Genomic DNA, 24,617 nt, shown 5'->3' with positions numbered 1-24,617 from the left:
GCCTCCTCCGCGCCGGCCGCTCCCCCGTCGATGCCCACGTCCTGGGCGACCTCCTCCTTGGTGGTGTCGGTGTGGGTGCCCTCGTCCGGGGCCACCAGGCGGCCGGCGCGGAGGAGGCGGCGATGCACGTGGTCCCGGACGAGACGGAACTCCCGGAGTGAGCCGAGGGCGCGCGCCCGCCGCCGGGCCGGCGCCGCCTACTGCTGGACGCGGAAATACCCGAAGTCGCGGAAGTTGGGCAGCACCGAGGCGTACATCTGGAGCCAGCCCTTTCCGCCGATGGGGTAGGTGGCGTAGTTCCCGTAGGCGTCCTTGAGCAGCAGACCGCGCCCGCCGGCGACGACCTGGAACACGGTGGCGTTCTCGCGCGTGTCGAGCCTGATGCCGTTGCCGACCACGTGCCAGTACGTGTAACCGCCCCAGTTGCCGCTGGTGCTCTCGATCGTGTAGCCGTCCCCCTGGGGGTGGAAGACGACCCGGGTGCCCGGGTTGCCGCTGTCGTTGGCCAGCAGCACGTAGTCCCAGCCGGCGTACACCTCGTATCCGACGCCGCGGTCGGTGGCGCTCTCGACGAGGTGGACCGGGGTGTCCACCGGGACCGGGGCGGCGGCCCGGGCCGAGGCGGCGGCCGGGCGGGACGGCTGGGCGGCGGTCGCATCCACCGCGGCGAGCGACAGGATGCTGAGGGACGTCACGACAGCGGTGACGAGGGCGCGGCGCAGGGCACGCATACGGCTTTCCTCCGAGCTACGGACAACGGAACACGACGGTGGAGAGCGCTCCGTCCACCGCCGACAGCAGTCTGTGGCGGCTCAGCCGCACTCGGAGCCGAACCCATGATGATCACCCGATCCGGCGATCCCACCGGCACCGGACCCGCTGCTGAAGCACAGGGCGCGCATACGGCACCGGCCGGGCGTGCGCACGCCCGGCCGGTGCCCCCGTTCGTGTCCCTGTGTCTCCCCGGACCCCTAGGGCAGCAGCTTCTCGATGGCCGCAGGGCCCTCCGACTCCAGCTTGCGACGCGCCCAGTCGAGGTTCTTCGGTGTGACGTCCCTGCCTGCCGCCATCACCATGTCCTCGGGAGTGACGTCCCTGGGGGGCGCGGAGTGGAGCAGGGCGTCCGGGGTGCAGACGTCGTCCGACGAACGGGACTCTTCGGGTGTGGATGTCGACATGATGCCTCCTCCTCGGTCCGGATGACCGCATCCGTGCCGGTGCCTCCGAACGGGGCACACTTTCACCATTCCCCTCCCCGGCGCACCGTGCATCCGGAAGCACCTCGGGAGCGGGTGAGGAGCGCCTGCCCACGCCATCCGGAACCACTCGCTCCTAAGCTGGAAAACACCCGCGAGCCGGAGAACTCCGGAGACCGGAAATCTCCGGAGACCGGAAAACTCCGGAATCCCGGGAACCCTCGCATCAGCCGCTCACCGGACCGCACCGCACACCGGGAGGCCGCCCATGGCCGAGACGCCGTATCCCGAGGACACCACCCGCGGCCCCCGCTACCTGCCCATCGCCGAGCACGGGCTCATCGGCGACCTGCGCACGGTGGCCCTGGTCGGCAGCAACGGCACGATCGACTGGTACTGCTGCCCGTCCTTCGACGCCCCCAGCGTCTTCGCGGCGATCCTGGACGCCGAGCGCGGCGGCTGCTTCGAGCTGGCCGCCGCCGTACCGGCCCGCACCAAGCAGTTCTACTTCCCCGACACCAACGTGCTGATCACCCGGTTCTTCACCGAGGACGGCGTCGGCGAGGTGCAGGACTTCATGCCGGTCGCCACGGACGCGCCCGGCGAGGCCGGCCGGCACCGGCTGATCCGGCGCGTGGTGTGCGTCCGCGGCACCGTCCCCTTCCGCGTCCTGGTCGCCCCCCGCTTCGACTACGGCGCCGCCCCGCACACCCTGCGCGACGAGGACGGCATGGTCCTGTTCGAGTCGCCCGCCCAGTCGCTGGCGCTCACCTCGACCGTGCCCCTGGAGTGCGACGCCGCGGACGCGCGCGCCGACTTCAAGCTCGGCGAGGGCGAGTCCGCGGTGTTCGCCCTCGACCAGGTCGACGGCGAGGTGGCCCCGCGCGGCTGCGCCCACGCCGAGGCGGAGCACGAGTTCAACGCCACGGTCGGCTACTGGCGGCGCTGGCTGCACCAGTCCCGCTATCGGGGCCGCTGGCGCGAGATGGTGCACCGCTCCGCGCTCACCCTGAAGCTCCTCACCTACGCCCCCACCGGCGCCATCGTCGCCGCCCCCACCACCAGCCTGCCCGAACAGCTCGGCGGCGAGCGCAACTGGGACTACCGGTACGTGTGGGTGCGCGACGCCGCCTTCGCCGTCTACGCGCTGCTGCGGCTCGGCTTCAGCGGCGAGGCCGAGGCGTTCATGCGGTTCGTGACCACGCACGTCAGCCCCGGCTGCGGCGACGGCTCCGGTCCGCTGCAGATCATGTACGGCATCGACGGCCGCACCGAGCTGCCCGAGCGCGAGCTGCCCCACCTGTCCGGCCACCAGGGCTCGGCCCCGGTCCGGGTCGGCAACGCCGCCGTCGGCCAGCTCCAGCTGGACATCTACGGCGCCCTGATCGACTCCATCTACCTCTACGACAAGTGGGCCCAGCCCATCTCCAGCGGCCAGTGGGACGACGTGTGCCACCTGGTCGACTGGGTCTGCGACCACTGGGACCAGCCCGACGAGGGCGTGTGGGAGACCCGCGGGGGCCGCAAGGACTTCCTGTACTCGCGGCTGATGTGCTGGGTCGCGATCGAGCGGGCCATCCGCCTCGCCACCCGCCGGGGACTGCCCGCCGACCACCGGCGCTGGCGCCAGGCCCGGGACACCATCTACCGGCGGATCATGGACCGCGGCTGGTCGGAGCGCCGGCACGCCTTCGTGCAGTACGAGGGCGGCGACGTCCTGGACGCCTCCCTGCTCATGATGCCGCTCGCCAAGTTCATCGCCCCCACCGACCCCAAGTGGCTGTCCACCCTGGACGCCCTCACCGAGGACCTCGTCTCCGACTCCCTCGTCTACCGCTACGACCCGCAGGCCAGCCCCGACGGACTCCGCGGCGACGAAGGCACCTTCTCCATCTGCTCGTTCTGGTACGTCGAGGCGCTCGTGCGGGCCGGCCGGCTCGACGAGGCCCGGCTGGCCTTCGAGAAGATGCTCACCTACGCCAACCATCTGGGCCTGTACGCCGAGGAGATCGGCCGCACCGGCGAGCAGCAGGGCAACTTCCCGCAGGCGTTCACCCATCTGTCCCTCATCAGCGCCGCGTTCAACCTGGACCGCGCCCTCGGCTGAACCCCGCCGCACGCCCGGCCCGGCCGTGATCCCTCACCGCCGTGCCCACGACCCCGGGCGGGGGTCGGCGGCCCCGCCCACGGTGTCCGTCCCGGTGCCGTGACCGAGATGAGCGGGGCCGGTCCGGATCGGGCGGTGTGTCCGCAGGTCGCGCGGGTACCCGGGGGGCCGAAAGCGGAACCGACACAGGGTCCACAGAAGGAGGAGACCCCGGATGACCAGCACCAGCGAGACCGGCGACGTCACCGGCACCCGCGACAAGGACTACAACCTGATCTGGTACGTCGAGGCGTGCCTGAGCAACGCCCTGCGCCTGGAGCAGTACATCCAGGACGCCGAGCGCGACAAGGACAACGAGGTCGTGGAGCTGTTCCGCAAGGCCCAGTCCGACAGCCGCAAGGGCGCCGAGCTGGGCAAGCAGTTGCTGCGCTCCCGGCTCAACGGCGGCTGACCGCCGCCGCGCTCAGGCGAACCGGGAACCGGGGACGGGCCCGGCGGACCGCACACGCGCCCGGTCACCGCGCAGCCACGTGCCGGCGACGGCCGTGGCGAACGCGGCGAACGCGGCGTCGCCGTCCGCCGGGCCGTCGCCGTCCCCGGGGCCGGCGGACGGATCCGCGCCGGTGATGCCGGCGGCGATCTCCGCCTCCGGGCGGTCGTCCGCCGGGCCCCGCTCGATGCCGCCGTCGGCGCCCTGGCGCAGCTGCTCGCCCCACGGCGCCACCACCGACTGGTGCAGCAGGGCGGCGCTGTCCGGGGTGATCGCGGGCGGATCCGTCCAGCAGCACGCGTGCGCGTGCAGCACCTGCCCGGGGACGCGCTCGAACAGCTCCCCGATCAGTTCCGGCCCGTCGTCGTGCGCCGCGAGCCCGTCGAGGTCGTACGCCACGACGACCGTGTCCGTCCGGCCCGGCGCGAACGGCTCGGCCGGCAGGCACAGCACCTCCGCCGCGGCCAGGCCCAGGATCCGCGAGTCCCGGTCGGGCAGCAGCGACACCGACCGCGGCCGGACCCCGGTGGCCGCCAGCAGGCTCCGCAGCCGCAGCAGACCCCGCAGACACTGCTCCGGGGTGTCCTGCACCCAGGCGTAGCGGCCGTTCATGCCCTCGTCGAAGCCGTACGGGGACAGCGTGCCGAGGACCGTGCCGCCCATCACGTACTGCCAGCCCCGCAGATCGGCCGCGTCGAGGCGGCCCGCCCGCTCGGCGTCGGCGGCCCGCGCCAGCATCCGGTCCTGCCGGTCCCGGGCGGGCTGCCACTGCGCGTCCTCCGGAGCGGACAGCAGCGCGTGCTGCCGCCGGGCCAGCTCCAGATCGCCCGCCAGCACGGCGTTGTACACCAGCAGATAACGGTCCGGCCAGTCCGCGAGGCGCCCCTCGTGCCGGACGAGTTCGGTCACCGCCTCCCGGTGCCGGCCCTCGTCCTCGTACGCCGACACCAGCTCCCGCAGTACGGGCAGCGCCCCGCCGCTGCGGCGCAGCGCCTCCCGCAGCGCGGGAATCGCCAGATCCGGCACGCCGCGTTCCACACAGGCGTACCCGAAGTCGTACAGCGCCCGCGCCTCCTCGGGCGCGGCGGTCAGGGCAGCCGCGGCGTCGGCGAGGTCGGCGAACCCGGCGGCGCCCGCCGCGCGCCCCACCACCAGGGCCACCTCGGCGAGCGGCTGCTCCTCCCCGGCGGCCCGGACCTGCCGCAGGGCGCCGGGCACGTCCCCGGCGTCCAGGGTTTCCCAGGCGGCGAGCAGTGCGGGGGACGTGGGCCGGGGGGTGCGGCGATTCCTGCGCGAGAACATGCCGGAGATCATCACCCGCCGGCCGGAGCGCCCTCAAGGGATTTCCCCGCACCCCGCACGCTCAGGGCAGCGGCTGCTCCGCCCAGATCACCTTGCCGTGCGGGGTGTACCGGGTGCCCCAGCGCTCGGCGAGCTGGGCGACCAGGAACAGGCCCCGGCCGCCCTCGTCGGTGCTCGCCGCGTACCGCAGATGCGGCGAGGTCGTGCTGCTGTCGGACACCTCGCAGATCAGCGTGCGGTCCCGCAGCAGCCGGACCTCGATCGGGCCGCGACCGTAGCGGATGGCGTTGGTGACCAGCTCGCTCAGGATCAGCTCCGTCGTGAACGCCAGCTCCTCCAGACCCCAGTCGGCCAGCCGCCGGGTCACCGAGGCCCGCACCTCCGACACGGCCGCCGGGTCGGTGGGCACCTGCCACTGCGCGACCCGGTCGTCGCCCAGCACCCGGGTGCGGGCGACGATCAGCGCCACGTCGTCGCTCGGCCGGGCCGGCAGCCGGTCCAGCACGGTACGGCAGGTGTCCTCGGGGGAGGCGCCCGGCGTCCGGCGCAGGGCGTCGCACAGCAGGCCGAGCCCCTCGTCGATGTCCCGGACCCGGTCCTCCACCAGACCGTCGGTGTACAGCACCAGCCGGCTGCCCTCGGGCAGCTCCAGCTCCGCCGTCTCGAACGGCAGCCCGCCCAGGCCCAGCGGCGGCCCCGCGGGCAGGTCCAGGAACTCCACCTCGCCGTCCGGGCGCACCAGCGCGGGCGGCGGATGCCCGGCCCGCGCCATCGTGCACCGCCGGGTCACCGGGTCGTAGATCGCGTACAGACAGGTCGCGCCCGTCACCACGGCCGCGCCCGTCGCCGGGGTCTCGTCCTGGTCGATCCGGCCCACCAGCTCGTCCAGCAGCCCGAGGAGTTCGTCCGGGGGCAGGTCCAGGGAGGAGAAGTTGTGCACGGCCGTGCGCAGCCGGCCCATGGTCGCCGCCGCGTGCAGCCCGTGCCCCACGACGTCCCCGACGACGAGCGCCACCCGGGCACCGGACAGCGGCAGCACGTCGAACCAGTCACCGCCGACCCCCGCCTGCGCCGGCAGATAGCGGTAGGCGATCTCCAGGGCGCCCTGCTCGGGCAGGCTGCGCGGCAGCAGGCTGCGTTGCAGGGTGACCGCCATGCTGTGCTCGCGGGTGTACCGGCGGGCGTTGTCGATCGACACGGCCGCCCGCGCCACCAGCTCCTCCGCGAGGGCCAGCTCCTCGGTGTCGAACGGCTGCGGCTTCTCCGCGCGCCAGAAGTTCGCCACACCGAGCACCAGACTGCCCGCCCGCAGTGGCACGGTGATCAGCGAGTGGATGCCGTAGGCCAGCACCTGGTCGGTGCGCTCCAGGTCCTGCGCCCGCCAGCCGGGTTCGTCGCGCAGCCGCTCCACCACCACCGACTGCCCGGTGGTCAGGGCGCGGGCCTGCGGCGAGGTGGCCACGAACCGGATCCGCTCGCCGATCGGGTACAGCGGGGCGTCCTTGCGGACGCCCGCGCAGGCCGCGCGGCGCAGCGCCGTCCCGGGCCGCGGCTCCTCCCCGCTCAGCACCGCGTCGAACAGGTCCACCGTCGCGAAGTCCGCGAACCGCGGCACCGCCAGCTCGGCCAGCTCCTGCGCGGTCCGGGTCACGTCCAGACTGGTGCCGATGCCCACCCCGGCGTCGTACAGCATGTTCAGCCGCTCCCGGGCCACCTCCGCGCGGCCCGACAGCGCCCGCAGCTCGGTGGAGTCGCGCAGGGTGGTGACGCTGCCGGGCGGGCCGCCGCGCAGGTCGGTGGGCCGCTGGTTGATCGCCAGCAGGCGGTCCTTGACCAGGTGCACCTCGTCCGTGGCGACCCGCCCCGAGGCGAGCAGCCCCGCCGTCTCGTCGTCCAGGCCCAGCTCCAGCACGTGCCGCCGCTCGGCGTCCGCGGGCAGGTCCAGCAGCCGGTGCGCCTCGTCGTTGGCGAGCAGCAGCCGGCCGTCGCCGCCGACGATCAGCACGCCCTCCCGGACCGCGTGCAGCACCGCGTCGTGGTGCTCGTACATGCGGGTCATCTCGTACGGTCCGAGGCCGTGCGTCTGGCGCAGCAGCCGCCGGCTGACCAGGGCCGTGCCGGCGGTGGCCAGCGCGAGCGCGGCGGCCGCCGCGGCGAGCAGCAGCGGCAGTTGCCGGTCGGCGGCCCCGCCCACGCGCGCGGTGGTGATCCCGGCCGACACCAGGCCCACCACCTTGCCACCGGGGTCCTTCACCGGCACCACGACCTGCACCAGCGGGCCGATCGTGCCGGTGATGTGCTCGGTGACCGTGCCGCCGGCCAGCGCCGGGGCGAGGGTGCCGACGAACTTCTTGCCGATGCGGTCGGGCTTGGGGTGCGTGTAGCGGATGCCGTCGGTGTTCATCACGACGACGAAGTCCACGCCGGTCGCCTCGCGGGCGGCCTCCGCGCGCGGCTGGAGTACGGCCGTGGGGTCGGGGGAGCGCAGCGCGGCGACCGTGCCCGGCGCGTTGGCGAAGGTCTCGGCCACGGCGAGGGAACGGTTGGTGGCCTCGACGTCGCTGTCGTGCCGCACCTGGAGCACCTGGGCCACCACGGCCGCGACGACCAGCAGCAGCACGATCACCACTTGCAGGAGGAACACCTGACCGGCCACGCTGCGCCCGGTCACCGCCGACCGGAGCACCCCCGGCCGGCTGCCGTCCGCGCCGCGTGCGTCCCGCGACGGGCTGTGCGGTGCGCGCGGGTGCCCGAAAGGACGGGGCGGCCGAGTCACGGGCCGGCCGGGCAGTCGCACCATGTGCCCATGTCTACACTGCCCGACGCGATCAGGCGAGACCGTCACCCGGGGCGACGCGCCCGACCGGAGGGCAGGGCATCGGGCAGGGCACGGGAGCCGGGGTGCGCCGAAGCCGCCTGGCCGTCGTCCGGTCAGCCGTCGGGGGAGGGCGGCGCGCGGCGGGCGGCGAGGAGGAGGGCTACGTCGTCGGGGCGGTCCGTGGCGTGCCGGGCGGTCGCGGTGAGCCGGTCGGCGACCCCGGCCAGGGACCGCCCGCCGCGCCGGCCGACGGCGTCTCCGGCCTCCGCGAGCGCCCGCCGCAGCGCCGCGATGCCTTCGTCGATGTCGGCTCCGGGCCGCTCCACCAGACCGTCGGTGTACAGGGCGAGGATCGCGTCCGGCTCCAGCCACAGCTCGGTCACCGGGTACCGGGCGTGCGGGTCCACGCCGAGGACGACCCCGCCCGGGACGTCCAGCAGCCGAGTACGGCCGTCGGGGCGGCGCAGCAGCGGCAGCGGATGGCCCGCCCGGGCGATCCGGGCCCGGCCGGTGGCGGGGTCCAGACGCAGATAGCAGCAGCTGGCGAACTGGCCCGGGTCCAGGTCGATCAGCAGATGGTTGGTGCCGCTCAGCACCTCGTCCGGCGCCCGGTCGCCCAGCGCGAACGCGCGGACCGCGCTGCGCAGCTGGCCCATGGTGGCCGCCGCCTGCACCCCGTGCCCCTGCACATCGCCGATGACCAGGGCGAGCCCGTCCCCGGCCTCGACGACGTCGTACCAGTCGCCGCCCACGTCCATGCCCTGGGTGCCCGGCAGATAGCGTCCCGCGGTCTCCACCCGCGGATGCGCCGACAGCCGGCGGGGCAGCAGCGCCTGCTGCAGACCGCGGGCGAGGGCCGCCTCGTCGTCGTAGCGGCGTGCCCGTTCCATCGCGTGCGCGATCAGCCCGGCGAGCGCGGTGAGGACCGTACGTTCCTCCGTGCTGAAGCTGCGCGGGCAGTCGAAGCCGAGGATGCAGGAGCCGACCGGCCGGCCGGAGGCGATCAGCGGCAGGAAGGCCCGCGCCCCCTCGTGCGCGTCGAGCGCGATGCCCGGGTAGGCCGCCGCGATCTGCCCCATGGACTCGAAGAACAGCGGCCGGCCGGTGGTCAGGGTCTCCACCCCGGGCAGGTGGGCATCGAGGCCGACGCCTTCGAAGGACGCGAGGAAGCCCTGCGGGAAGCCCGTCTCCCAGGCGAGGTACAGATGCCGGTCCTGGAGCAGGTAGATGGCCAGCCGCCGCCCGCCGAACGCGGGCAGCAGCTCCTGCATCACCACCTCCGAGACCTGCCGGGCGGTCACCGCGTCCGTCAGCGCGATGGCGAGGGCGATCGGCCGGTACAGCGGCGCCATCGCGTGATCGTGCGTCACCGTGGTGGGTGCGGCGGGCACGTCGGGGACCGGTTCCGGTGCCGCGTCCACGCGGCTGGCCGGGACGAGGGTGCAGGTCAGCAGGTCCGTGCCGGGGTGCACCGAGACGGCCAGCCAGTCGCCCTCGCCGGGTTCGTCCGGGTCGCCGGCCGGCCGCTCGGCGTGGAAGTGCACCGGCTCCGGGGAGAGCAGGGCGCCGCGCAGATGGTCGTCGTACGGCGGTCCGGTCAGCCACGGCAGCGCGTCCCACAGGGGCCGCCCGAGCAGCGACTCGCGCGTCCGGCCCGCGAGCCGGGCCGCCGCCGGGTTGACGTACACGATCAGCCCCAGCCGGTCCAGGCAGAACACGCCCTGCGGCAGCAGGTCGGCCGCGCCGTCCGCGGCGACGGACGCACCGAGGTCGAACACCACGCCGCCGACCGCGGACCGGGCCCCGTCGGCACCGGCCGGCCAGAGGTCCAGCAACCGGGGTGTGCCGTCCCGGGCGCGCAGGCTCAGCGGCGCGCTCGGCGGCTTGCCGGCGGCGGCGTCACGCAGCGCGGCCAGGATCCGGTGGGCGTCGTACGGGGCGACGGCGTGCGCGAACGCCGTCGCCGTCCCCGGGAACTCGTCCGGGCGCAGCCCGAGGAGGGCGTGCAGCCGGTCGTCCGCGCGCACCGATGATGTCGCCGGGTCCCAGCTGAACCGTCCCACGGCGGCGTGCGCGGGCCGGCTCGCGGGCGGGCGCAGGCACAACGGCTCGCCGTCCCAGAACACCGCGCTCTCGTCCCCGTCGGCCAGGCCGAGCAGCTCGGCGCCCAGGCCCTCGGCCAGCCGGGCCAGGACGTCCCGGTCGAGAAACTCGTCCACGGTGTCCGACACGGCCGGGTGCAGCACGGTGAGCACGCCGAGCGGTTCGGCCCCGCCCGGCACCGGCACGTGCACGGACCCGAACGGGAAGGGCAGACCGGCCGCGAACTGCGGATACCGGCGCATGGTCTCGGTGGCGTTCGGGAGGACCACCTGGACGCCGAGCCGGTAGGCGTCGGCGACCGGGAACGGACGGTCGACGTGCAGCCGCCACCAGGACCGGAACAGCGGACCCGGCAGTCCCACCAGCACCGCCAGACGCAGCAGGCCCGGGACGCCGGAGCGCAGGTACACACCCGCCGCCCGGCCGCCGGCCGCGGCGACGGCGCCGGTCGAGGCATCGGCCAGCAGCGCGGTCAGCCGGGCCCGCGTACGGACCGCCTGCTCGTCGCTCCCGGCCATCGGCCCTACCTCGTCCCGTGCGCCTCCGGGTGGATGACACAGCAAGAATGCGCCACGAGACGCGCGGAACGCACCTGGGCGGACCCCGGGAAACCCGCACGCTCGTGCGGGCCGGTGGACGGCAACAGCCTCGGGTGACCTGGGCGTCGCGGGCGTGCACCGCGATCTCCTGGAGCTGGTGCCGGGCGACGGCACCGCAGGTCCGTGACGACCGCGAGTCACCTCACCACGCCCGGCAACCGTGATCCGGGCCGGCGTCCCACAGCGCCTCGCGCTCCCGCGGCGCGGCCGGGGCGTCCTCCGGCGCGGAAACATGACCGGATGAGCGGCGGCAGGCCCGGCCGCGACGGTGGCGGCCCAGGAGCGACGCCCCTCGCCCGAGTGCCGCACCAGACCGAACGGCGTTCACTCGGGGCAGGCCGGCCCCGCGTGTCGAGACCGGGCGCGGAGGCGACGGCGGCCCGGAAGGCGGTGGAGCGCTCGTCGATCAGCCGCAGCAGCGCGGAGAGCACAGGGGTCTTTCCCCCTGCGGCTGTCTCCCGCCGCGCACCGACACCCGGACGCCGGTTTTCCCCACGGCACCGCCCACCCACCGAGACGGCCGACGATCGGGAGGCGCGAGGGCTATCCGGCGGGTCGGGAGGTCACCGGGCTCTCCACGTTCTTCTTCAGCCGGTCGAGCACCTCCCGTTCAGAGGGGCTCAGAGGAGGTTCGGAGATCGGGGGGAGGAGCGGCCCGGTCGCGGCGGCCAGCAGTGCCTTCGGCCGGAGGACGCGCGCCGGGGACGCCCTGAGGCTGGTGACGTCCCACAGTGCCGCCGCCGCGTCCAAGGAGCCCGTCGCCGCTCGCGTCAGCCGGCGTGCGTAGCGGGCGGCGACCCGGTCGGTGAGTCCGGGCTCTCCGCCGAGCACACCCGGATACAGCACGTCCATCCCGACGGCGGTGGCCCACGCGGTGTCCACGTGGCGGGCCGCACCGTGCAGGACGCGGCGGGAGAGGCCGGGGCTGGTGAGGCCGTGCTGCCGCAGTTCCCGGGCCAGCACCCGGGCGCCGAGTGCCGCCACGGACATGCCTTGCCCGTAGGCGGGGTTGAAGGTGGCCAGCGCGTCGCCGAGCACGATGAACCGCTCGGGCCACCGCGTCGCTCGCTCGAAGTACCGGCGCGCGTTACAGGTGCTGCGGCCACGGCTGACCACCACGTCGGTGAGGGCCTCCGCGCCGGAGATCAGCTGGCCGACGATCGGGTGCGGCAGGCTGAGCGTGTACCGCAGGAAACCCTCGGGGTCGTGAGGGGGTTCGCCGCCCCGCGTGCCGCCCGCGCTGACCATCCACCGGTTTCCCTCGATCGGGAGCACCATGGCGCTGCGGCCGGGCCGGCCGTCGTAAGGGTTCGCCTGCACCACCGTCAGCGGGAACGACTCGGCACCCGCCGGCGTGCGGTAGATCCGGGTGGCGTTGGTGAGGCCGGAGTCGAGCCTCGTCTCCTCGACGCCGCTGATGCCGATGCCACTGAGCCACTTCAGGCTGCCCGAGCCCCGACCGCTCGCGTCGATGACGAGGTCCGCCTTCACCTCGCTCCCCAGGGCGGGGTCCGCTCCGCTGATCCGGACGCCGTGGACGCGTTCCGCATCGCCGAGGAGCCCGTCCACGGTGGCCCGGTGGAGGGAGACGTTCGGAGCGGAGTCGAGCAGCGCCTGCCGGACGACCCAGTCCAGCAGGGCGCGCGTGCACGTGATCATGTGCGGGCCGTTCCACCTCCAGCGACGCATCCAGCCGCTGTCCGGGGTGCGGGCCAGCATGCCGTTGCCGAGGGCGATCCGGTGGGCCCCCGCCTCCAGGAGACGGTCCTGCACCCTCACCGGGAAGAGGGACTCCAGGGCGGACAGCCCGCCGGCCATCAGGAGGTGGGCGTGCTGCCCCTGGGGCACACCCCGTCGGTTCTCCGGGCCCTCCGGAAGCTCGTCCCGGTCGAGCAGGACGATCCGCAGCGTGGGCTCGGCGCGGGCCAAGGCCGCGGCGGCCACCAGCCCAGCGATACCGGCTCCGACCACGACAGCTCTGTGCGACAACTGCTTCTCCTTGTAGTGCTCCTGAGCCGGCGTCACCGGGCTCTCACCTGGTCCGGTGCCGCCTCATCGAGGCGGTGCACGGCGTGCGCCAGCTCGACCAGATCGATGGTGACGCGGAACTTCTCCGGTGGATCGGCAGGGCCGTCGCCCTGGCCCGACGCACGGCGCAGACCATCGATGATCATCGCCTTCTCCGCGGCGATGCGCGCCCTCTCGCGCTCCTCGCCGCGCTCCACGGCGGCGGCGTACGCCGCGTGGCCCACCCGTTGGTCGAAATGCGCCGTCAACTGCAGGAGTGCGTCGCGGATGTTCGCCTCCAGCAGGTAGAGGCGGTTGCTGGGCAGGTGCCACCAGGGCTGCCACCAGGCAGGTTCCGCGACCGGTGTGGCCGCCAGGTCCTTCACCGCCGACCACAGCGGCCGCAGCGCGCGGTAGGTGGCCAGGCTCTGCCGCTCCACGGCGGCGGCGGACCCGAGACGCGGCAGGACGAATCCGGCGGAGTAGATCAGCGCGCCGAGCGCGGCGGCCGGCGGGGCGACGGTGGTGGACAGGAAGTCGAGGTCGTACCCCAGCCAGCGCGCGACGACCGCGGTGACCTTGGCGAGGGTGAATCCGAGGGCGTCGAGCAGCAGGCCGGCCAGGATCAGCCGGAGGCCGAGGCGGAGCAGCCCGGTGACCTCGTCGCGCGCCCACTTCAGGCAGACGGCGCTCAGGACGATGGTGCTCGCCAGGTGCCCCATGAGGTACAGGGCGATCATCTCCCGCATGTACGGGGTGTTCGCGTAGTACGTGTCCAGGTCGGTGAGCCGCTCCGTGCGCGCGTCGGCGAGGCTGAACAGCACGACGATGGCGACGATGAGCGTGCCGTAGACGGCGACCGCCATCCGCGTCATCCGCCGTATCCGCTCCTGCGGCCCGCCCCTCCAGTGGATCAGCAGGATGATCAGGGAGCAGCTCAGGGCGGAGATCGAGCCGTACGTCAGCGGGGCGCCCACATTGGGAATGCCCGTGGCGTGGTTGACGGCGGCGAGCGTGACGGGAGCGGACCAGAAGAAGCACACGGCGGCGATGCACGCGGTGGCCCGGGTGGCGAGGGACAGCGGAGAGCGGGGGGTGCGGCGCGGCCGACGCAGCATGACGGCGGCCACAGCCAGCAGCAGAGACGCCATGTAGACGACAAGGCTCATCGTTCGGGGGCTCCGTTCAGATCCGCCGGCTGCGGGGGGACTCGGGCACTCGGATCCGCGGTCACACCGACCGGGCCTCGGCGGGCCGCGGCTCGACGGCCCATGTCTCACGCCCGGTCCTCTTCACGGCATCGGCGATCAGCACCAGGGACGCGGCGTCACGCGGAGGGGACAGCCGGGCCGGCGCACCGGCGGGCTCCGACGGCGGCTCGGTGCTGCGCCGCACGGCCGCGGCGATGGTCGCGGCCCACGCGGCGGACGAGGCTCGGGCCCAGTCACCGGTTCTCGCCAACTCCGTGTCCAGCGTGGCGTCGTAGAGCGTGGCGTCGTAGAGCGTCTCGATCGCGTGGAGACCGTTGTGGATGGTGCTCCAGCGCCAGGTGCCCCACAGGAAGGGCGAGCGGGGGCGCTCGACCCGCAGGGCACGCTCGGTGAGAACCGGATCCAGTACGGCATCGAGCGGTGCCAGCCGGAAGAAGTCACGCCAGGCCGAGAGGTGGTGGCCGACCATGGGCAGCAGGACGCCCACCACGGTGAGCACCGCGCCCAGCCCGGCACACAGCGGCGGGAGGGACGTGCCGAGCACCGCCCAGTCCCGGCCGGTCCACCGGGCGACCACGGCGATCAGCTTGGAGATGCTGTACCCGGAACTGATCACCGTGCCGGCGCCGATCGTCAGCAGGCTGGCCCGCAGCCAGGGCCGCTCACGGACCTCCGCCTCGAAGCCCCAGCGCAGCGACCAGACGGCACTGACCGTCACGGCCGTCACATGCGCGACCAGGTACAGGACGACCATTTCGGAGATCCAGGGCGTGGTCGCGTAGTACGTGTCGAAGTCGCTGCGCCGCTCCTCGCCGGCGTCCCCGAGGACGAACAGGACGGCGATCCCGGCGAGCACGGCTGTGTACCCGTAGGCCCAGCTCAGCGTCGTACGGCGGAGTGAGGGGCCACCGCGCCAGCAGGCGATCATGAGGAGCAGGGCCGCGCTGTACGCGGTGATCGAAGCGTACGTCAGCGGGGCGGCCAGGTTGGGCACGCCGCTGACCCGGTTGATCAGCCGCACCGAAGCGGGCGCCCCGAAGAGGAAGCACAGCGACGCCAGGGCCAGCACCCCGTTGATCGCCCGCAGCGACGCCTCGCTCCAGTGCCGGATCAGGGCGGGCAGCTTCACCAGCAGGCCGATCCACAGCAGGCCGCAGCTCACGTAGTTGATCGCCCCGCTCATCTCCGGTTCCCCCGATAGTTGAGAGCGTCCGCGATGCGGCGGGCCGTTTCGCCGGCGATCACATCGCGCTCCATCAGCGCACGCATCTCCTGGCCCACCCGGATCCCGAACAACTCGGCCTCCTTCTCGGGATCCTCGTCGAAACGAGAGCGGGCGGCGGCCGGCTGCGCGCCGTGCGCGTGCCCCGCCTCCAGCGCTTCCCAGGCCCCCTCGGCCAGTTGCTCGGGGGTGAAACCGTCCTTCTGCCGCATGTGCCACAGCTCGTGACCGAAGATCTGCGCCTGGTGCCAGACCTCCGCGTCCTGCTCGATGATGACGTCGTCCTGGTCCGCGCGCTCCAGCCACATCCCCGTGGCCCTGAACTCACGCGGGATGTGCACCCTGTGCACCACGAGTCTGCGACCGCCGCGCCACTGTCTGGCGGACTCGACCAGGGCGTCGAACAGGGCCTCGGGATCGTCCGGGGCCGCTCCGGCGGACGTGCCGTCGTCCGCGCCGGTGCCGGCCAGCCGGTCCCGGACCGGGGCGATGAGCGTCTCGGCGAACTGACGCATCTCCCGGTCGCGCTGCCGTAACCGCTGCCATCGGCGGAGCCGGGCCAGAGCAGTCATCGTCCGTCCTGCCGGCTCGGGGAAGCAGGGGGAGTGCGCAGCTCGGCACGCGGGGTTCCGGCCGGTGTTGCGTGGGCATCGTCTGCTGCCACCAAGCATTCTCCTGCGCGCGTCGCTGATCAGGGACGGGACGTACGCGAGGGTATCCGCATCGCCTCAACCGGTCGACAATGTCGAGAAAACCCGCACGGACGCGCAGACTCGGTCGACATGGCAGGGCATCCGGTGGCGGGACCGCCGCGCGGCCGGTCAGGGCTCGGTCGTCCCCCGCGGCAGGGGCCGCGCGGCGCGCAGGCTGCGCAGGGCGAGCAGCAGGACGCCGATGTCGTCCAGGTAGACCGGGTCGGGCAGCGCGTCGGTGGGCAGCACCAGATAGGCGACCGCGCCCCAGAACACCCAGCGCGGTCCCGTCGGCAGCCCCGCCCGCCGCAGCGTCCGGCGCGCACGCACCAGCCGGACCAGCAGACCGACCGCGACGGCGAGCAGTCCCGCCGCCACGACGGCGGCGATCACCAGCAGGGTCGTGGTGGTGTCCATCCTGGGCTCCTTCTCCGAGCGGGACGCCTACGACGACCGGTCGCCCGCGTCACCGCCGGCGCCCTTGCTCTCGTCGCCGGCGCCCTTGGCGCTGTCGGCCTCGATGCCGGTGGCCTTCCGCGCGGGGCCGGCCGGTGTGCCGCTCGGCGGGGTGTCCGTGCCGGACTCCGGCTGCTGCCGTCCCTTGGCCGTCAGCTTCAGCCGTTCGAACGTCCGCGTCAGCTGCTGCAGCGCGGTCGGTGTCCGGGCGGCGGGCCGCTGCTGGGGCAGGCTGGGCGCGGGGACGTCCCGGTAGGCGGCCAGGGCCTCCAGCGCCTGCTCGGCGGCCTGCTTGTACAGGTCCCGGGACTTCGTCATGGCCTCCAGCGCCTCGGCGTACATGGCGACCAGCCGCCGTTCGCGCTCCAGCTGCTCCTGAAGGGTCAGCAGCGTCCAGTTGTCGCGCAGGTCGGTCAGCGCCTCCTCGGCGCCCTGCGGCAGGGGCCGGGGCAGGGCGACGAAGCGGCGCAGCGCCGCGATGAGGTCGACCGGTTCCGAACCGTCCAGAAAGACGCTGCGTACGCTGTGCTCCCGGCCGTCGTAGCCGCCCTCCGGCGCCGGATCCGGCGGCAGCAGCACCGCGCCGCCGCGCGGCACCTCGACGCCGAGGTCCTTCAGCGCCCAGTTGACGCCGCGCAGCTGCTGCGGGGCGGCCCGGTGCTCCACCACGCGGTCACGCAGACCGGGCGGCAGCAGTCGTGCCAGCGGCAGCTTGCCCTGCTCGTCCGGCGTCATCGCCTCATGGACGACGACGTGGACGCACCACGCCTCGCGGGCCGCGTCGCGCAGCCGGCGGCGCATCTCCTTGTCGTCCTCGGGCAGCGGGTTGACCTGCCGGAAGCGCAGGCCGGCCACCGTCGGGTGATGGTCCCAGGCGCCGTCGTCGTCCTCGCCCGGGCCGCTCTCGGGCCAGAACAGGGTCGCGGGCGAGGGCCACGCGTCGTCCCACGGACATTCCGCTTCCGCGACGAGCCGCCACTCGTGGCCCCGCAGCCGGCCCTGACCCGGTACGAGGGTGAGCCGGGCCCGCACGGTCACCGTGCCGCCGGCCCGCCAGCGCGCCTCGAAGACCCGCCGGTCCGGTTCCCCGCTCATGGGCGGCTCGGTGAAGTCGTCGATGTCCCCGCTCTCCGTGCGCCGCCGCAGGGTGCGGCGGACGACGTCCTCAGGGGCGGGGCCGGTGTGGCGGCCCCGGGCCGCCCAGACGGTCTGCGGGATGGTGGCGCGGTCGCCGGCGGAGTTCGACATGAGCCAATCTGCTGATGGGGGCGGGTGCGCCTCCCAGTATCACCGCTCGGCGGGACGACACGGCGGCGGGGGCCCGGCCCCGCGCGTCGCCCGGGTGTGTGACCGGCGCACAGGGTGTGTGCCGTACGCCCGGCGTGTGCGCGGTGCGCGTCAGGTGACCGCGGTTCACCCGTGCCCGGGCGCCGGGACCGGCGCCCACAATGTCCGGCGAACGGGGTCCGCCCGTCCATCCGCTCAGGGGCGGGCCCCGTTCATCGCCCCGCTCGCTCTCCGTGCCCCCATCGGCGCGCGCGGCCCCGGGGGCCCGCGCCGGCCCGCCGGGCACCCCCGGACACACCCCGTGATGCCGCCCCGCGCGATATATATCGGCAGCCGATATATTCTGTTCGCATGACAGGGAAGAGCATGACCCGAGCGGCGTTCTTCGTCCTCACCGCGCTCGCCGACCAGCCCCGGCACGGCTACGGCATCCTGCGCGAGGTGGAGGAGCTGTCCGACGGCGAGGTGCAGTTGCGGGTCGGCACGCTGTACGGCGTGCTGGACCGGCTCACCGCGGACGGACTGATCGTGCTGGACCGGGAGGAGGTGCAGCAGGGCCGGCTGCGGCGCTACTACCGGCTCACCGACGAGGGCGTGGCGGCACTCGACGCGGAGGCCGAGCGGATGGCCGCCGGCGCCGGAGCCGCCAAGCGGCGCATCGCCGCGGGCCGCGCCGGAGCCCCGGCCCGGCCCGCCGGCGAGGGACCGGCCGGCCTCCTGCCCCCCGCCGCACCCGGACTCGCGGGAGGCCTCGCATGACCACGCTGCTGGAGACCCGCTACCGCGCCGTGCTGCGCCTGCTCCCCGCGTCCTACCGGCGCGAACGGGAGGAGGAGATGGTCGAGACGTACCTGTGGGGCGTGGACCGGGACCTCCAGGACCAGAGCCGGCCCACGCTGGGCGAGGTGGCCAGCATCGCGGCGCTCGCCGTACGCTGCCGGCTCGGCGCGCCCGGCGCACCCCGCCGCTACGCCCTCCTCGGCGCGGCCGTCCGCCTCTTCGCCCTGTCCGCCGTGCTGCTCCTCGCGGTCTCCGCGGTCGTCGACCGGGTCCTCGAACTGACCTGGGCGTTCACCCGCGGCGCGAGCGGGCGGCAGATGTTCCTCACCGGATTCACCGGCCGCAACACGACCGAGACGGTCGTCGCCGTGCTCACCTGGACGCTGCCCCTGCTGTGGGCGGTGGCCTACTTCGCCCTGCTGCACGACCACCGCCGGCTGGCCCGGTACAGCGCGTTCGGCGCGGCCCTGCCGGCCCTCTGGCCCCTGGCCCGCCCGCTGACCGGGGACGCACTGCCGCCGGGCGTGCCGTGGTACGAGGCGTCGGCGGTGCTGCTGGCCTGGCTGCCGGCGCTCGCCCTGGGCGCCGCCCACCACCGGGACGCGCCCGCGGCCCGGCTGCCCGCCGGGTCGCCCGGTCTGGTGTTCCTGGCCGGGTGCGTGGTGGCCGGCGGGTCCCTCGTGCTGCTGCCGGGTGCCGCGGACACCGTGTGGGCGCCCGCCACCTGCTTCGTCGTGGGCGCTCTCGGCTGGCTGCTGTGGCGCGCGCGGCGCACGGACGGTGCGTCGCCCGGAGCCGCCCTCGCCCTGGCCGCGCTCGGCCTGCTCGTCCTCACGGCCCGGGTCGCGGCCCTCTACCCCTGGCTGCACGTCCCCGGAGCCGGTCTGGTCGTCGGCGGCGGTCTCGGCCAGACGGCGGTCCTCGTCCCGCTGACCGCGGCGCTCGCCGTGGTCGGGGGCAGGGACCTCGCCCGGATCAGTGCGGGAACGCCCGGGGCGGTCGCTGCCGGGGCACCTCGTCACGGAACTCGGCGATGACCGTGCTGATCTGACGCATCAGCACGGTGTCCTCCAGCCGCCCCAGATAGAGGTTGGCACGGGCCAGCGCGGGCAGGTCCACGCAGAAGTACAGCGCCATCAGCGGGTTGACGAACAGCTCGCTGCCCCGGGTGCGCTCGGTGAACCGGACGTCGCCGAAGTCCCCGCGCACCGCCGCCGCGACGGAACCGTGCACGATGCTGGGACGGCTCGGGTGACGGCGCTGGGCGTGCGCCACCGCGTCCAGATAGGCCGCGCCCTCCGGGCTCTCGCGCGGGAGCGAGAACGCGCCCAGGTAGCCGCCCGCGCGGTCCAGCGCGGCCAGGTTCTCCAGGACCAGCGCGTGGTTGACCCCGTGATGGGCGTCCACGCCGAAACCCAGGCAGACCACCAGCCGGTGCGGGACCTCCCCGAGCCCGGCGACGGCGGCCAGGCTCGCCATGTCCTCCTCCGGCGTGCCGAGCCCGTGCTCGTCGCCGCGCATCAGGATGTCCGTGCCGCCGTCCACCAGCACGATCGCGTCCACCCCGCCGAGGTGCGCGAGAAGCGCCCGGTAGGCGGCGCGCAGCGGCACGACCCCCGTGAGCGGAAAGGCGTACACGGTGTCGGGCAGTCCCTGTGAGCGCAGCCACCGGGCGAGCGAGCGCTCGGGGAAGTAGTCGCCGCGCAGCGGGGTGTCCGCGCGGACGGCGGCGACGTCCTCCGCGATCCAGGTGTCCGGGCCCAGCCCGTACAGGTCGGCGAAGGACAGATTGGCCAGGTGCACTTCCTTGCCGGCCGACCGCAGCGCGAGCGCGAGGGGCAGCCCGGCGTAGACGTCGAAGCCGCCGCCGGCACCGGCGACGAGCACGCGACGGGCCTCGCGCAGGCGGGTGAAGAACGCGGGTTCGCACAGCGAGAACACCGCAGGACCCTAACAGGGCGTCCCCGGCGGGGCATGGGGGTTTCCCGGAGTACGGCCCCGGACACGACCCCGATTGTCCACAGGACGGGGCGGGCCGCCCCCGACGGTTGTCCACAGGCCCGCACGGGTGTCCGATCCGCGTGCCAAGATCGCCGCATGCTCACTCACGACCTGCTGCCCGCGGAAACCCACCGGTCCAGGACCTATGCGCTCTGGGCCGCCTCCCACGACCCGGACGCCGAGAGCACCGCCGTCTCCCTGCTCGACGAGGTGTCCGCGGCCGTGGCGTCCGCGTATCCCAAGATGGGGCGCTGCCTGGAGCGGCTGCGGCGGCCGGCGAGCGGGCTGCCACCCGCCCATCTCCCCTGGTTCTGGGACACGGTGGCGCACCGCCTGCTGGGATGTCCCGGCGGTGCCGCGGCCAAGGCCTACGCCCTGGCCCGCAAGGCGGAGCAGGAGCACGCGCTGCCCGTCGACCCGGACTGGCGCCGGGCCAACGCGCTGCTCTTCGCGGCGCGCGGAGCCCTGCCGGTGAAAGAACTGAGCGAGCATCAGCGCTGGCTGGCCGGGCGGCTGGCACCCGCGGAGGCACACGAGGAGTACGTGCGCGTGCTGACCGCCTGGGCGGCCTCCCCCGGAGACCTCCCCGCCGACCTCGCCCGCCGGATCGGGGCGTCCGCGCGGGCCGCCGGCCTCGGCACCGACGAGGACGCCCGGGTCCTCGGACACGTCCTCGGCGCCGCCCGCGGCAAGGCGGTACCGGACGCCCTGCTGGAGGCCGCCGCCGGGCCGCTGGGCGACCATCCGCAAGGCCCCGAGGTGCAGGCCGCGCTGCTCGACCTGTTCCCGGACTCCCGCAAGGACGCCGCGGCCTGGCTACGGCTGCTGCTGCGCGGCGGCATCGTGGACGCGGCGGCGGCCGGGCACCTCGATCCGGAGGGCGGCCTGGCCGGCTGGCTGGGCCGGTACACGCGCACGTACCGGCACCAGAAGGTGGCGTACGGAGGCGTGGCGAGCCAGCCCATGCCCGCCGAACTCTTCGAGATCGTCACCCGGTTCGCCCCCCGGCTGCGCGCCGCGGGCACACCCGTGGTGATCCACGAGGACAAGTACCGCTGGCCGGCCCTGGACGCCGACCTCCTGGACGCCTGCCTCGCCGAGGGCATCGAGGTGACGGACCCCGGCGACGCCGTACGGCTGACCTTCTGGGACGACCGGTCGCGCCGCGACCTGAAGGCCCTGGCCGCCCACCCGGTGTTCGGCCGCCGCCTGGAAGGGACGGTGCACGAAAGGCTGCGCGGCACCGGCACGGCGATCACCCGGCTGCCGGAGAACGCCGGCATCGCCGCCGAGGTGCACACCCGCATCGAGGGCCTGCTCGGCGCGCTGCGCGGCGGCGGGCTCGCCGCGGCCGACGAGGCGGTCACCGAACTGTCGGACCTGCTGGACCGGCCCACCGCCGTCGCCCTGGACGGCATCGAGGAGGCGCTGGCCGGGCTGGATCTCACCGGCCCGCTGGCCCGCGCCCTGCGCGCCGGGCTCCCGGAGGAGCTGGGCTGGCCCGCGCTGGACGCGGCCCTTGAAGCGTTCGACCCGGCCGACACCCTCCGCGTCACCTGCACCTGGCCCGTCCTCACCGTCTTCGGCGGCGGCCGTGCCGTGGCCGTCGACCCCGCGGGCACGCGCGCGGCCTGCTCCTTCGAGGTGCCGGACGAGGCGACCTCGCACGCCGTCCACTACGTCGGCGGGCAGTTCCTCGTCAGCTGGCGCACCGACGACCGCAACTCCTCCGCCGACCAGGCGTACTGGGCCGACCGGCCGGACGAGGTGTTCATCCCGGGGGACGGGTTCGGCCTGCGGCCCTACGGCGGACTGATCCAGGGCGGCTTCGGGTACCAGTTCGAGACCCCGGACCGCGGCGGCCGGTTCGACGGGCAGCGGGTGCTGCGGCCGGGCGGGCGCGAGGGTATCGGCGGCCACGACTTCCAGATGAGCGACGGCCGGCGCTTCTTCGGCGCCCGGGTCTTCCACACCCGCGGCAACTGGACGCCGTACGACCCCGCGACCGGCGCCCCCGCGGCCGACCGCGCCCTGCCGGACTTCCACCGCGACCGGGAACTCCCGCCCGGGATGGAGGAGTTCGAAGGCGGCCAGTACCTGGCGGTGCTCCCCGAGGACGCCCCGGCCTCCCCGCTCGGCCAGGACGGGCGGCTCGTCGGCTGCCGCGTCCTCAACCGCACGCCCTACCAGGGCCCCTCACCCACCGAGTTCCGGCTCGAGTCGGTCGACGGACGCACCGCCCGCTACCGCAGCCGCCGCTTCGGCCGTCACCCCTGGGGCATCCTCGGCCTCCCCGAGGGCGGCGAGGACGCCGTCACCGTCGGCGAGGCGACGATCCGCTGCCACGCCGCCGCGGACAACTCGCTGCTCTGGCAGGTCCACGGCTTCGTCCCGCCCTCCGGACGCGACCGCGACCGTCCGCCCACCCTCGGCGAGGCGGCCGGCCCCGTGCCGCCGCCCGCGTTCTGGCACTTCCTCACCCCGCGCGACGAACGCTCCTCCAAGGCGCTGCGCACCGTCTGCGACGCCACCGTGCGCGCCCTCCTCGACGCCGCCCGCGACACCCGGGACGACGAGGCCCTGCGCGCCCACGTCACCCGGCTGCTGCCCGAGGCCGGCGACGCCCGCGTGCGGGACGGCGTGGTGCGCGCGGCCCGGCTCGCGGCCGACGTGCTGCGCCGCCGTGCGGAGCTGTCCCGGCGCGTCGGCATCATGCGCTCGGGCCCGGTCGTCACCCTCCCCGCCGACATCCCCGACACCGCCCTCGTCCCCGCCCTGTCGGGACTCCTGCCCGACCTGCGCGCCTACGAGGACCACGCACCCGAACGGCACGCCGGCACCCTCACCGCCCTGGCCGCCGACGGCCGGTTCCTGCGCGGCGAGATCGACGACGAGACCCGCAGCCTGGCCCCGCCGGCACGCCCCGCGGAATGGCAGGTGCTGCTCGGCCGGATCGACGCCGTCGCCTGGCGGGCCGCCGTCGAGACCACATCCGAGGCCGAGCGCACCGCGCTGAACGCCCTGCTGCGGACCTGGAGCCGGCAGCCCTTCGCCGAACCCGGCGGCACCTGGCGCACCGGCCGGGCCCCGCTGGAGGAGCCGGCCGCCGTCCCGGACACGGCGGCGGGCCCCGCGCGCGGCGGACTCCGCCGCTTCGTCCAGCCGGCCACGGCGGCCGCCCCGGCCCGCACCGAGGAGGAGCAGACCGTCACCGTCACCCGGGACGACGCCGCACGCCTGACCCGCCTGGTGGAGCTGGTCGAGGAGAACGGACCGGTCCCGTTGACCCCGGAGGCCCTGGCCGTCTTCTCCTGGCGCACCGGAGTACGACGCCCCGTCGCCACCCTGGCCCTGGCCGGGCTCCCGCGCCGCACCGGGCACGACGACCACGCCAGAATGCTGCGTTCCCGCCCCTACAAGGCGAACAGGACCACGGCCGCGGAGTACGACGACTTCTGGCGCCGGCTCGGCCCCCACGGACGGCGCGCCCTGCTCGCCGCCGGGGTCCCGGACGACCCGGCCGACCTGTGGACGGCGGACGGACTCGTCCGGGCCGCGGAACGCATGGCGGCCGTCTGGGCCGAGCTGCTCGGCACGCGGCCCTACGTCGACGAGGAGCTGGCGGACGCGCTGGAGGCGGACCTGGGCCTGAGCGCCGACTGGGCCCGCGCCCTGTCCTCCGGCCGCCCGCCGGCCGAACCGGGCGGACACGTCCTGGTCGGCAGCCGCACCGGCCGGCTCCACCTGCACCAGACAGGACCGGACGGCACGGCGGGCGCGTGGATACGCCGGGACCGGGCCCCGCACACGGAGACGCTGTCCGTGATCGCCTGGGCCCTCACCGAGCGGCCGGTCGGCGATCCCGCGGCCGAGGGGGCGCTGCGACTGTACGAGCGCCTGCGGGCATGGTTCGCCGCCCCGGACACGCTGGTCGAGCTGCTGCCGTCTCCGGCGCTGGCCCGGGCCGCCGCCGAGGACCCGGCCTTCCGGCCCTGCGCGGGCACCGTGATCCCCTGCCCGGAACCGCTGCTGGACACCGTCCCGGAGGCCCCCACGGCACGGGACGACGGGACGCTCGTCGTCGCGGTCCCCAGCGGGGACGTCTTCCTGCGGACCGCCGCCCTCGCGGAACCGCAGCGGGTGGCCCGGGCGCTGGAGCTGAGCGACCGGCTGGGGCTGCCCCGGCTGCGGAAGGAGATCACGGGGCTGCGGGCGCTGCTCGACGGTCTGGCCCGGATGGCGGCCCGCGCCGCCGGGACACCCGTCCCCGCGGGCGGCTACGAGGCCAACCCCGTGCTCAGCGCCCCGGATCTGGTCGCCGAGGTCGCGCGGCGGCTCGGTGTCGG

17 protein-coding genes and 2 pseudogenes are annotated in these 24,617 nt (G+C 74.7%); 5 read left to right on the top strand and 14 right to left on the bottom strand.

Annotation, left to right across the window (positions count from 1 at the left end; all coding sequences use genetic code 11):
- From CCN44_RS45800 to CCN44_RS00855, 3 genes and pseudogenes are all read right to left on the bottom strand, one after another.
- Positions 1–110, bottom strand: a pseudogene (locus CCN44_RS45800) (DUF5709 domain-containing protein); the annotation flags it as partial.
- An 87-nt stretch (positions 111–197) separates the two neighbouring features.
- The gene (locus CCN44_RS00860; protein ID WP_086696591.1) at positions 198–731 is read right to left on the bottom strand and encodes a hypothetical protein; all 534 of its coding nucleotides are present in this window, start codon (positions 729–731) and stop codon (positions 198–200) included.
- A gap of 240 nt (positions 732–971) precedes the next feature.
- On the bottom strand, positions 972–1,178 hold the full coding sequence (locus CCN44_RS00855; RefSeq protein WP_059246884.1) for a hypothetical protein: 207 nt from the start codon (positions 1,176–1,178) through the stop codon (positions 972–974).
- A gap of 286 nt (positions 1,179–1,464) precedes the next feature.
- Between CCN44_RS00855 and CCN44_RS00850 the strand changes: the two genes are divergently transcribed.
- The gene (locus CCN44_RS00850) at positions 1,465–3,303 is read left to right on the top strand and encodes a glycoside hydrolase family 15 protein (protein WP_059246885.1); all 1,839 of its coding nucleotides are present in this window, start codon (positions 1,465–1,467) and stop codon (positions 3,301–3,303) included.
- A gap of 214 nt (positions 3,304–3,517) precedes the next feature.
- Positions 3,518–3,754: a hypothetical protein gene (locus CCN44_RS00845; RefSeq protein WP_030640804.1), complete on the top strand. Its 237-nt coding sequence runs from the start codon at positions 3,518–3,520 to the stop codon at positions 3,752–3,754.
- Positions 3,755–3,766: 12 nt separating this feature from the next.
- Here CCN44_RS00845 and CCN44_RS00840 read toward each other — a convergent pair whose 3' ends face one another.
- The 10 genes and pseudogenes from CCN44_RS00840 to CCN44_RS00795 form a co-directional block, all read right to left on the bottom strand.
- Positions 3,767–5,095 carry a hypothetical protein gene (locus CCN44_RS00840; RefSeq protein ID WP_208639686.1) on the bottom strand — a complete coding sequence of 443 codons (1,329 nt, stop codon included), beginning with the start codon at positions 5,093–5,095 and terminating at the stop codon, positions 3,767–3,769.
- A 61-nt stretch (positions 5,096–5,156) separates the two neighbouring features.
- Positions 5,157–7,895, bottom strand: coding sequence for a SpoIIE family protein phosphatase (locus CCN44_RS00835; RefSeq protein ID WP_237481433.1), 2,739 nt, complete (start codon positions 7,893–7,895; stop codon positions 5,157–5,159).
- 131 nt (positions 7,896–8,026) lie between these two features.
- Complete coding sequence (locus CCN44_RS00830; protein ID WP_086696588.1) at positions 8,027–10,534, bottom strand: SpoIIE family protein phosphatase; 2,508 nt, start codon at positions 10,532–10,534, stop codon at positions 8,027–8,029.
- Between the two features lie 115 nt (positions 10,535–10,649).
- Positions 10,650–11,031 (bottom strand): annotated as a pseudogene (locus CCN44_RS47720) (maleylpyruvate isomerase N-terminal domain-containing protein); the annotation flags it as partial.
- 127 nt (positions 11,032–11,158) lie between these two features.
- Entirely contained in the window at positions 11,159–12,604 is a 1,446-nt protein-coding gene (locus CCN44_RS00820) for an NAD(P)/FAD-dependent oxidoreductase (RefSeq protein WP_086696592.1), read from the bottom strand.
- Between the two features lie 32 nt (positions 12,605–12,636).
- On the bottom strand, positions 12,637–13,791 hold the full coding sequence (locus tag CCN44_RS00815; RefSeq protein WP_059246889.1) for an MAB_1171c family putative transporter: 1,155 nt from the start codon (positions 13,789–13,791) through the stop codon (positions 12,637–12,639).
- Positions 13,792–13,852: 61 nt separating this feature from the next.
- The gene (locus tag CCN44_RS00810; RefSeq protein ID WP_059246890.1) at positions 13,853–15,016 is read right to left on the bottom strand and encodes a hypothetical protein; all 1,164 of its coding nucleotides are present in this window, start codon (positions 15,014–15,016) and stop codon (positions 13,853–13,855) included.
- The gene (locus CCN44_RS00805; RefSeq protein ID WP_059246891.1) at positions 15,013–15,627 is read right to left on the bottom strand and encodes a hypothetical protein; all 615 of its coding nucleotides are present in this window, start codon (positions 15,625–15,627) and stop codon (positions 15,013–15,015) included. The genes CCN44_RS00810 and CCN44_RS00805 overlap by 4 nt, the downstream gene beginning before the upstream one ends.
- 249 nt (positions 15,628–15,876) lie before the next feature.
- A complete protein-coding gene (locus tag CCN44_RS00800) occupies positions 15,877–16,164 on the bottom strand; it encodes a DUF1232 domain-containing protein (RefSeq protein ID WP_086696587.1) in 288 nt (95 codons plus the stop codon).
- Between the two features lie 27 nt (positions 16,165–16,191).
- A complete protein-coding gene (locus tag CCN44_RS00795; protein WP_237481435.1) occupies positions 16,192–17,451 on the bottom strand; it encodes a hypothetical protein in 1,260 nt (419 codons plus the stop codon).
- 405 nt (positions 17,452–17,856) lie between these two features.
- On the opposite strand from CCN44_RS00795, the gene CCN44_RS00790 reads away from it, so the two are divergent.
- Positions 17,857–18,249 (top strand): PadR family transcriptional regulator, encoded by a 393-nt coding sequence (locus tag CCN44_RS00790; RefSeq protein WP_059246893.1) that lies wholly within the window; start codon positions 17,857–17,859, stop codon positions 18,247–18,249.
- Positions 18,246–19,307: a hypothetical protein gene (locus tag CCN44_RS00785; protein ID WP_086696586.1), complete on the top strand. Its 1,062-nt coding sequence runs from the start codon at positions 18,246–18,248 to the stop codon at positions 19,305–19,307. The genes CCN44_RS00790 and CCN44_RS00785 overlap by 4 nt, the downstream gene beginning before the upstream one ends.
- On the opposite strand, the gene CCN44_RS00780 is transcribed toward CCN44_RS00785, so the two are convergent.
- Entirely contained in the window at positions 19,246–20,211 is a 966-nt protein-coding gene (locus tag CCN44_RS00780) for a DUF1152 domain-containing protein (RefSeq protein WP_059246895.1), read from the bottom strand. The two genes, CCN44_RS00785 and CCN44_RS00780, sit on opposite strands and share 62 nt — an antisense overlap.
- A 156-nt stretch (positions 20,212–20,367) precedes the next feature.
- Between CCN44_RS00780 and CCN44_RS00775 the strand changes: the two genes are divergently transcribed.
- On the top strand, positions 20,368–24,617 hold a 4,250-nt coding region (locus CCN44_RS00775), incomplete at its 3' end, for a hypothetical protein (protein ID WP_086696585.1).

The organism is Streptomyces tricolor (assembly GCF_002155905.1).
Lineage (GTDB): Bacteria > Actinomycetota > Actinomycetes > Streptomycetales > Streptomycetaceae > Streptomyces > Streptomyces tricolor.
This window is presented reverse-complemented; position numbering and strand designations above follow the sequence as displayed.

Coding starts and splice junctions, on each gene's coding strand:
- CCN44_RS00860 (WP_086696591.1), bottom strand. CDS start 731: ATGCGTGCCCTGCGCCGCGCCCTCGTCACCGCTGTCGTGACGTCCCTC.
- CCN44_RS00855 (WP_059246884.1), bottom strand. CDS start 1,178: ATGTCGACATCCACACCCGAAGAGTCCCGTTCGTCGGACGACGTCTGC.
- CCN44_RS00850 (WP_059246885.1), top strand. CDS start 1,465: ATGGCCGAGACGCCGTATCCCGAGGACACCACCCGCGGCCCCCGCTAC.
- CCN44_RS00845 (WP_030640804.1), top strand. CDS start 3,518: ATGACCAGCACCAGCGAGACCGGCGACGTCACCGGCACCCGCGACAAG.
- CCN44_RS00840 (WP_208639686.1), bottom strand. CDS start 5,095: ATGTTCTCGCGCAGGAATCGCCGCACCCCCCGGCCCACGTCCCCCGCA.
- CCN44_RS00835 (WP_237481433.1), bottom strand. CDS start 7,895: ATGGTGCGACTGCCCGGCCGGCCCGTGACTCGGCCGCCCCGTCCTTTC.
- CCN44_RS00830 (WP_086696588.1), bottom strand. CDS start 10,534: ATGGCCGGGAGCGACGAGCAGGCGGTCCGTACGCGGGCCCGGCTGACC.
- CCN44_RS00815 (WP_059246889.1), bottom strand. CDS start 13,791: ATGAGCCTTGTCGTCTACATGGCGTCTCTGCTGCTGGCTGTGGCCGCC.
- CCN44_RS00810 (WP_059246890.1), bottom strand. CDS start 15,016: ATGAGCGGGGCGATCAACTACGTGAGCTGCGGCCTGCTGTGGATCGGC.
- CCN44_RS00805 (WP_059246891.1), bottom strand. CDS start 15,627: ATGACTGCTCTGGCCCGGCTCCGCCGATGGCAGCGGTTACGGCAGCGC.
- CCN44_RS00800 (WP_086696587.1), bottom strand. CDS start 16,164: ATGGACACCACCACGACCCTGCTGGTGATCGCCGCCGTCGTGGCGGCG.
- CCN44_RS00795 (WP_237481435.1), bottom strand. CDS start 17,451: ATGTCGAACTCCGCCGGCGACCGCGCCACCATCCCGCAGACCGTCTGG.
- CCN44_RS00790 (WP_059246893.1), top strand. CDS start 17,857: ATGACCCGAGCGGCGTTCTTCGTCCTCACCGCGCTCGCCGACCAGCCC.
- CCN44_RS00785 (WP_086696586.1), top strand. CDS start 18,246: ATGACCACGCTGCTGGAGACCCGCTACCGCGCCGTGCTGCGCCTGCTC.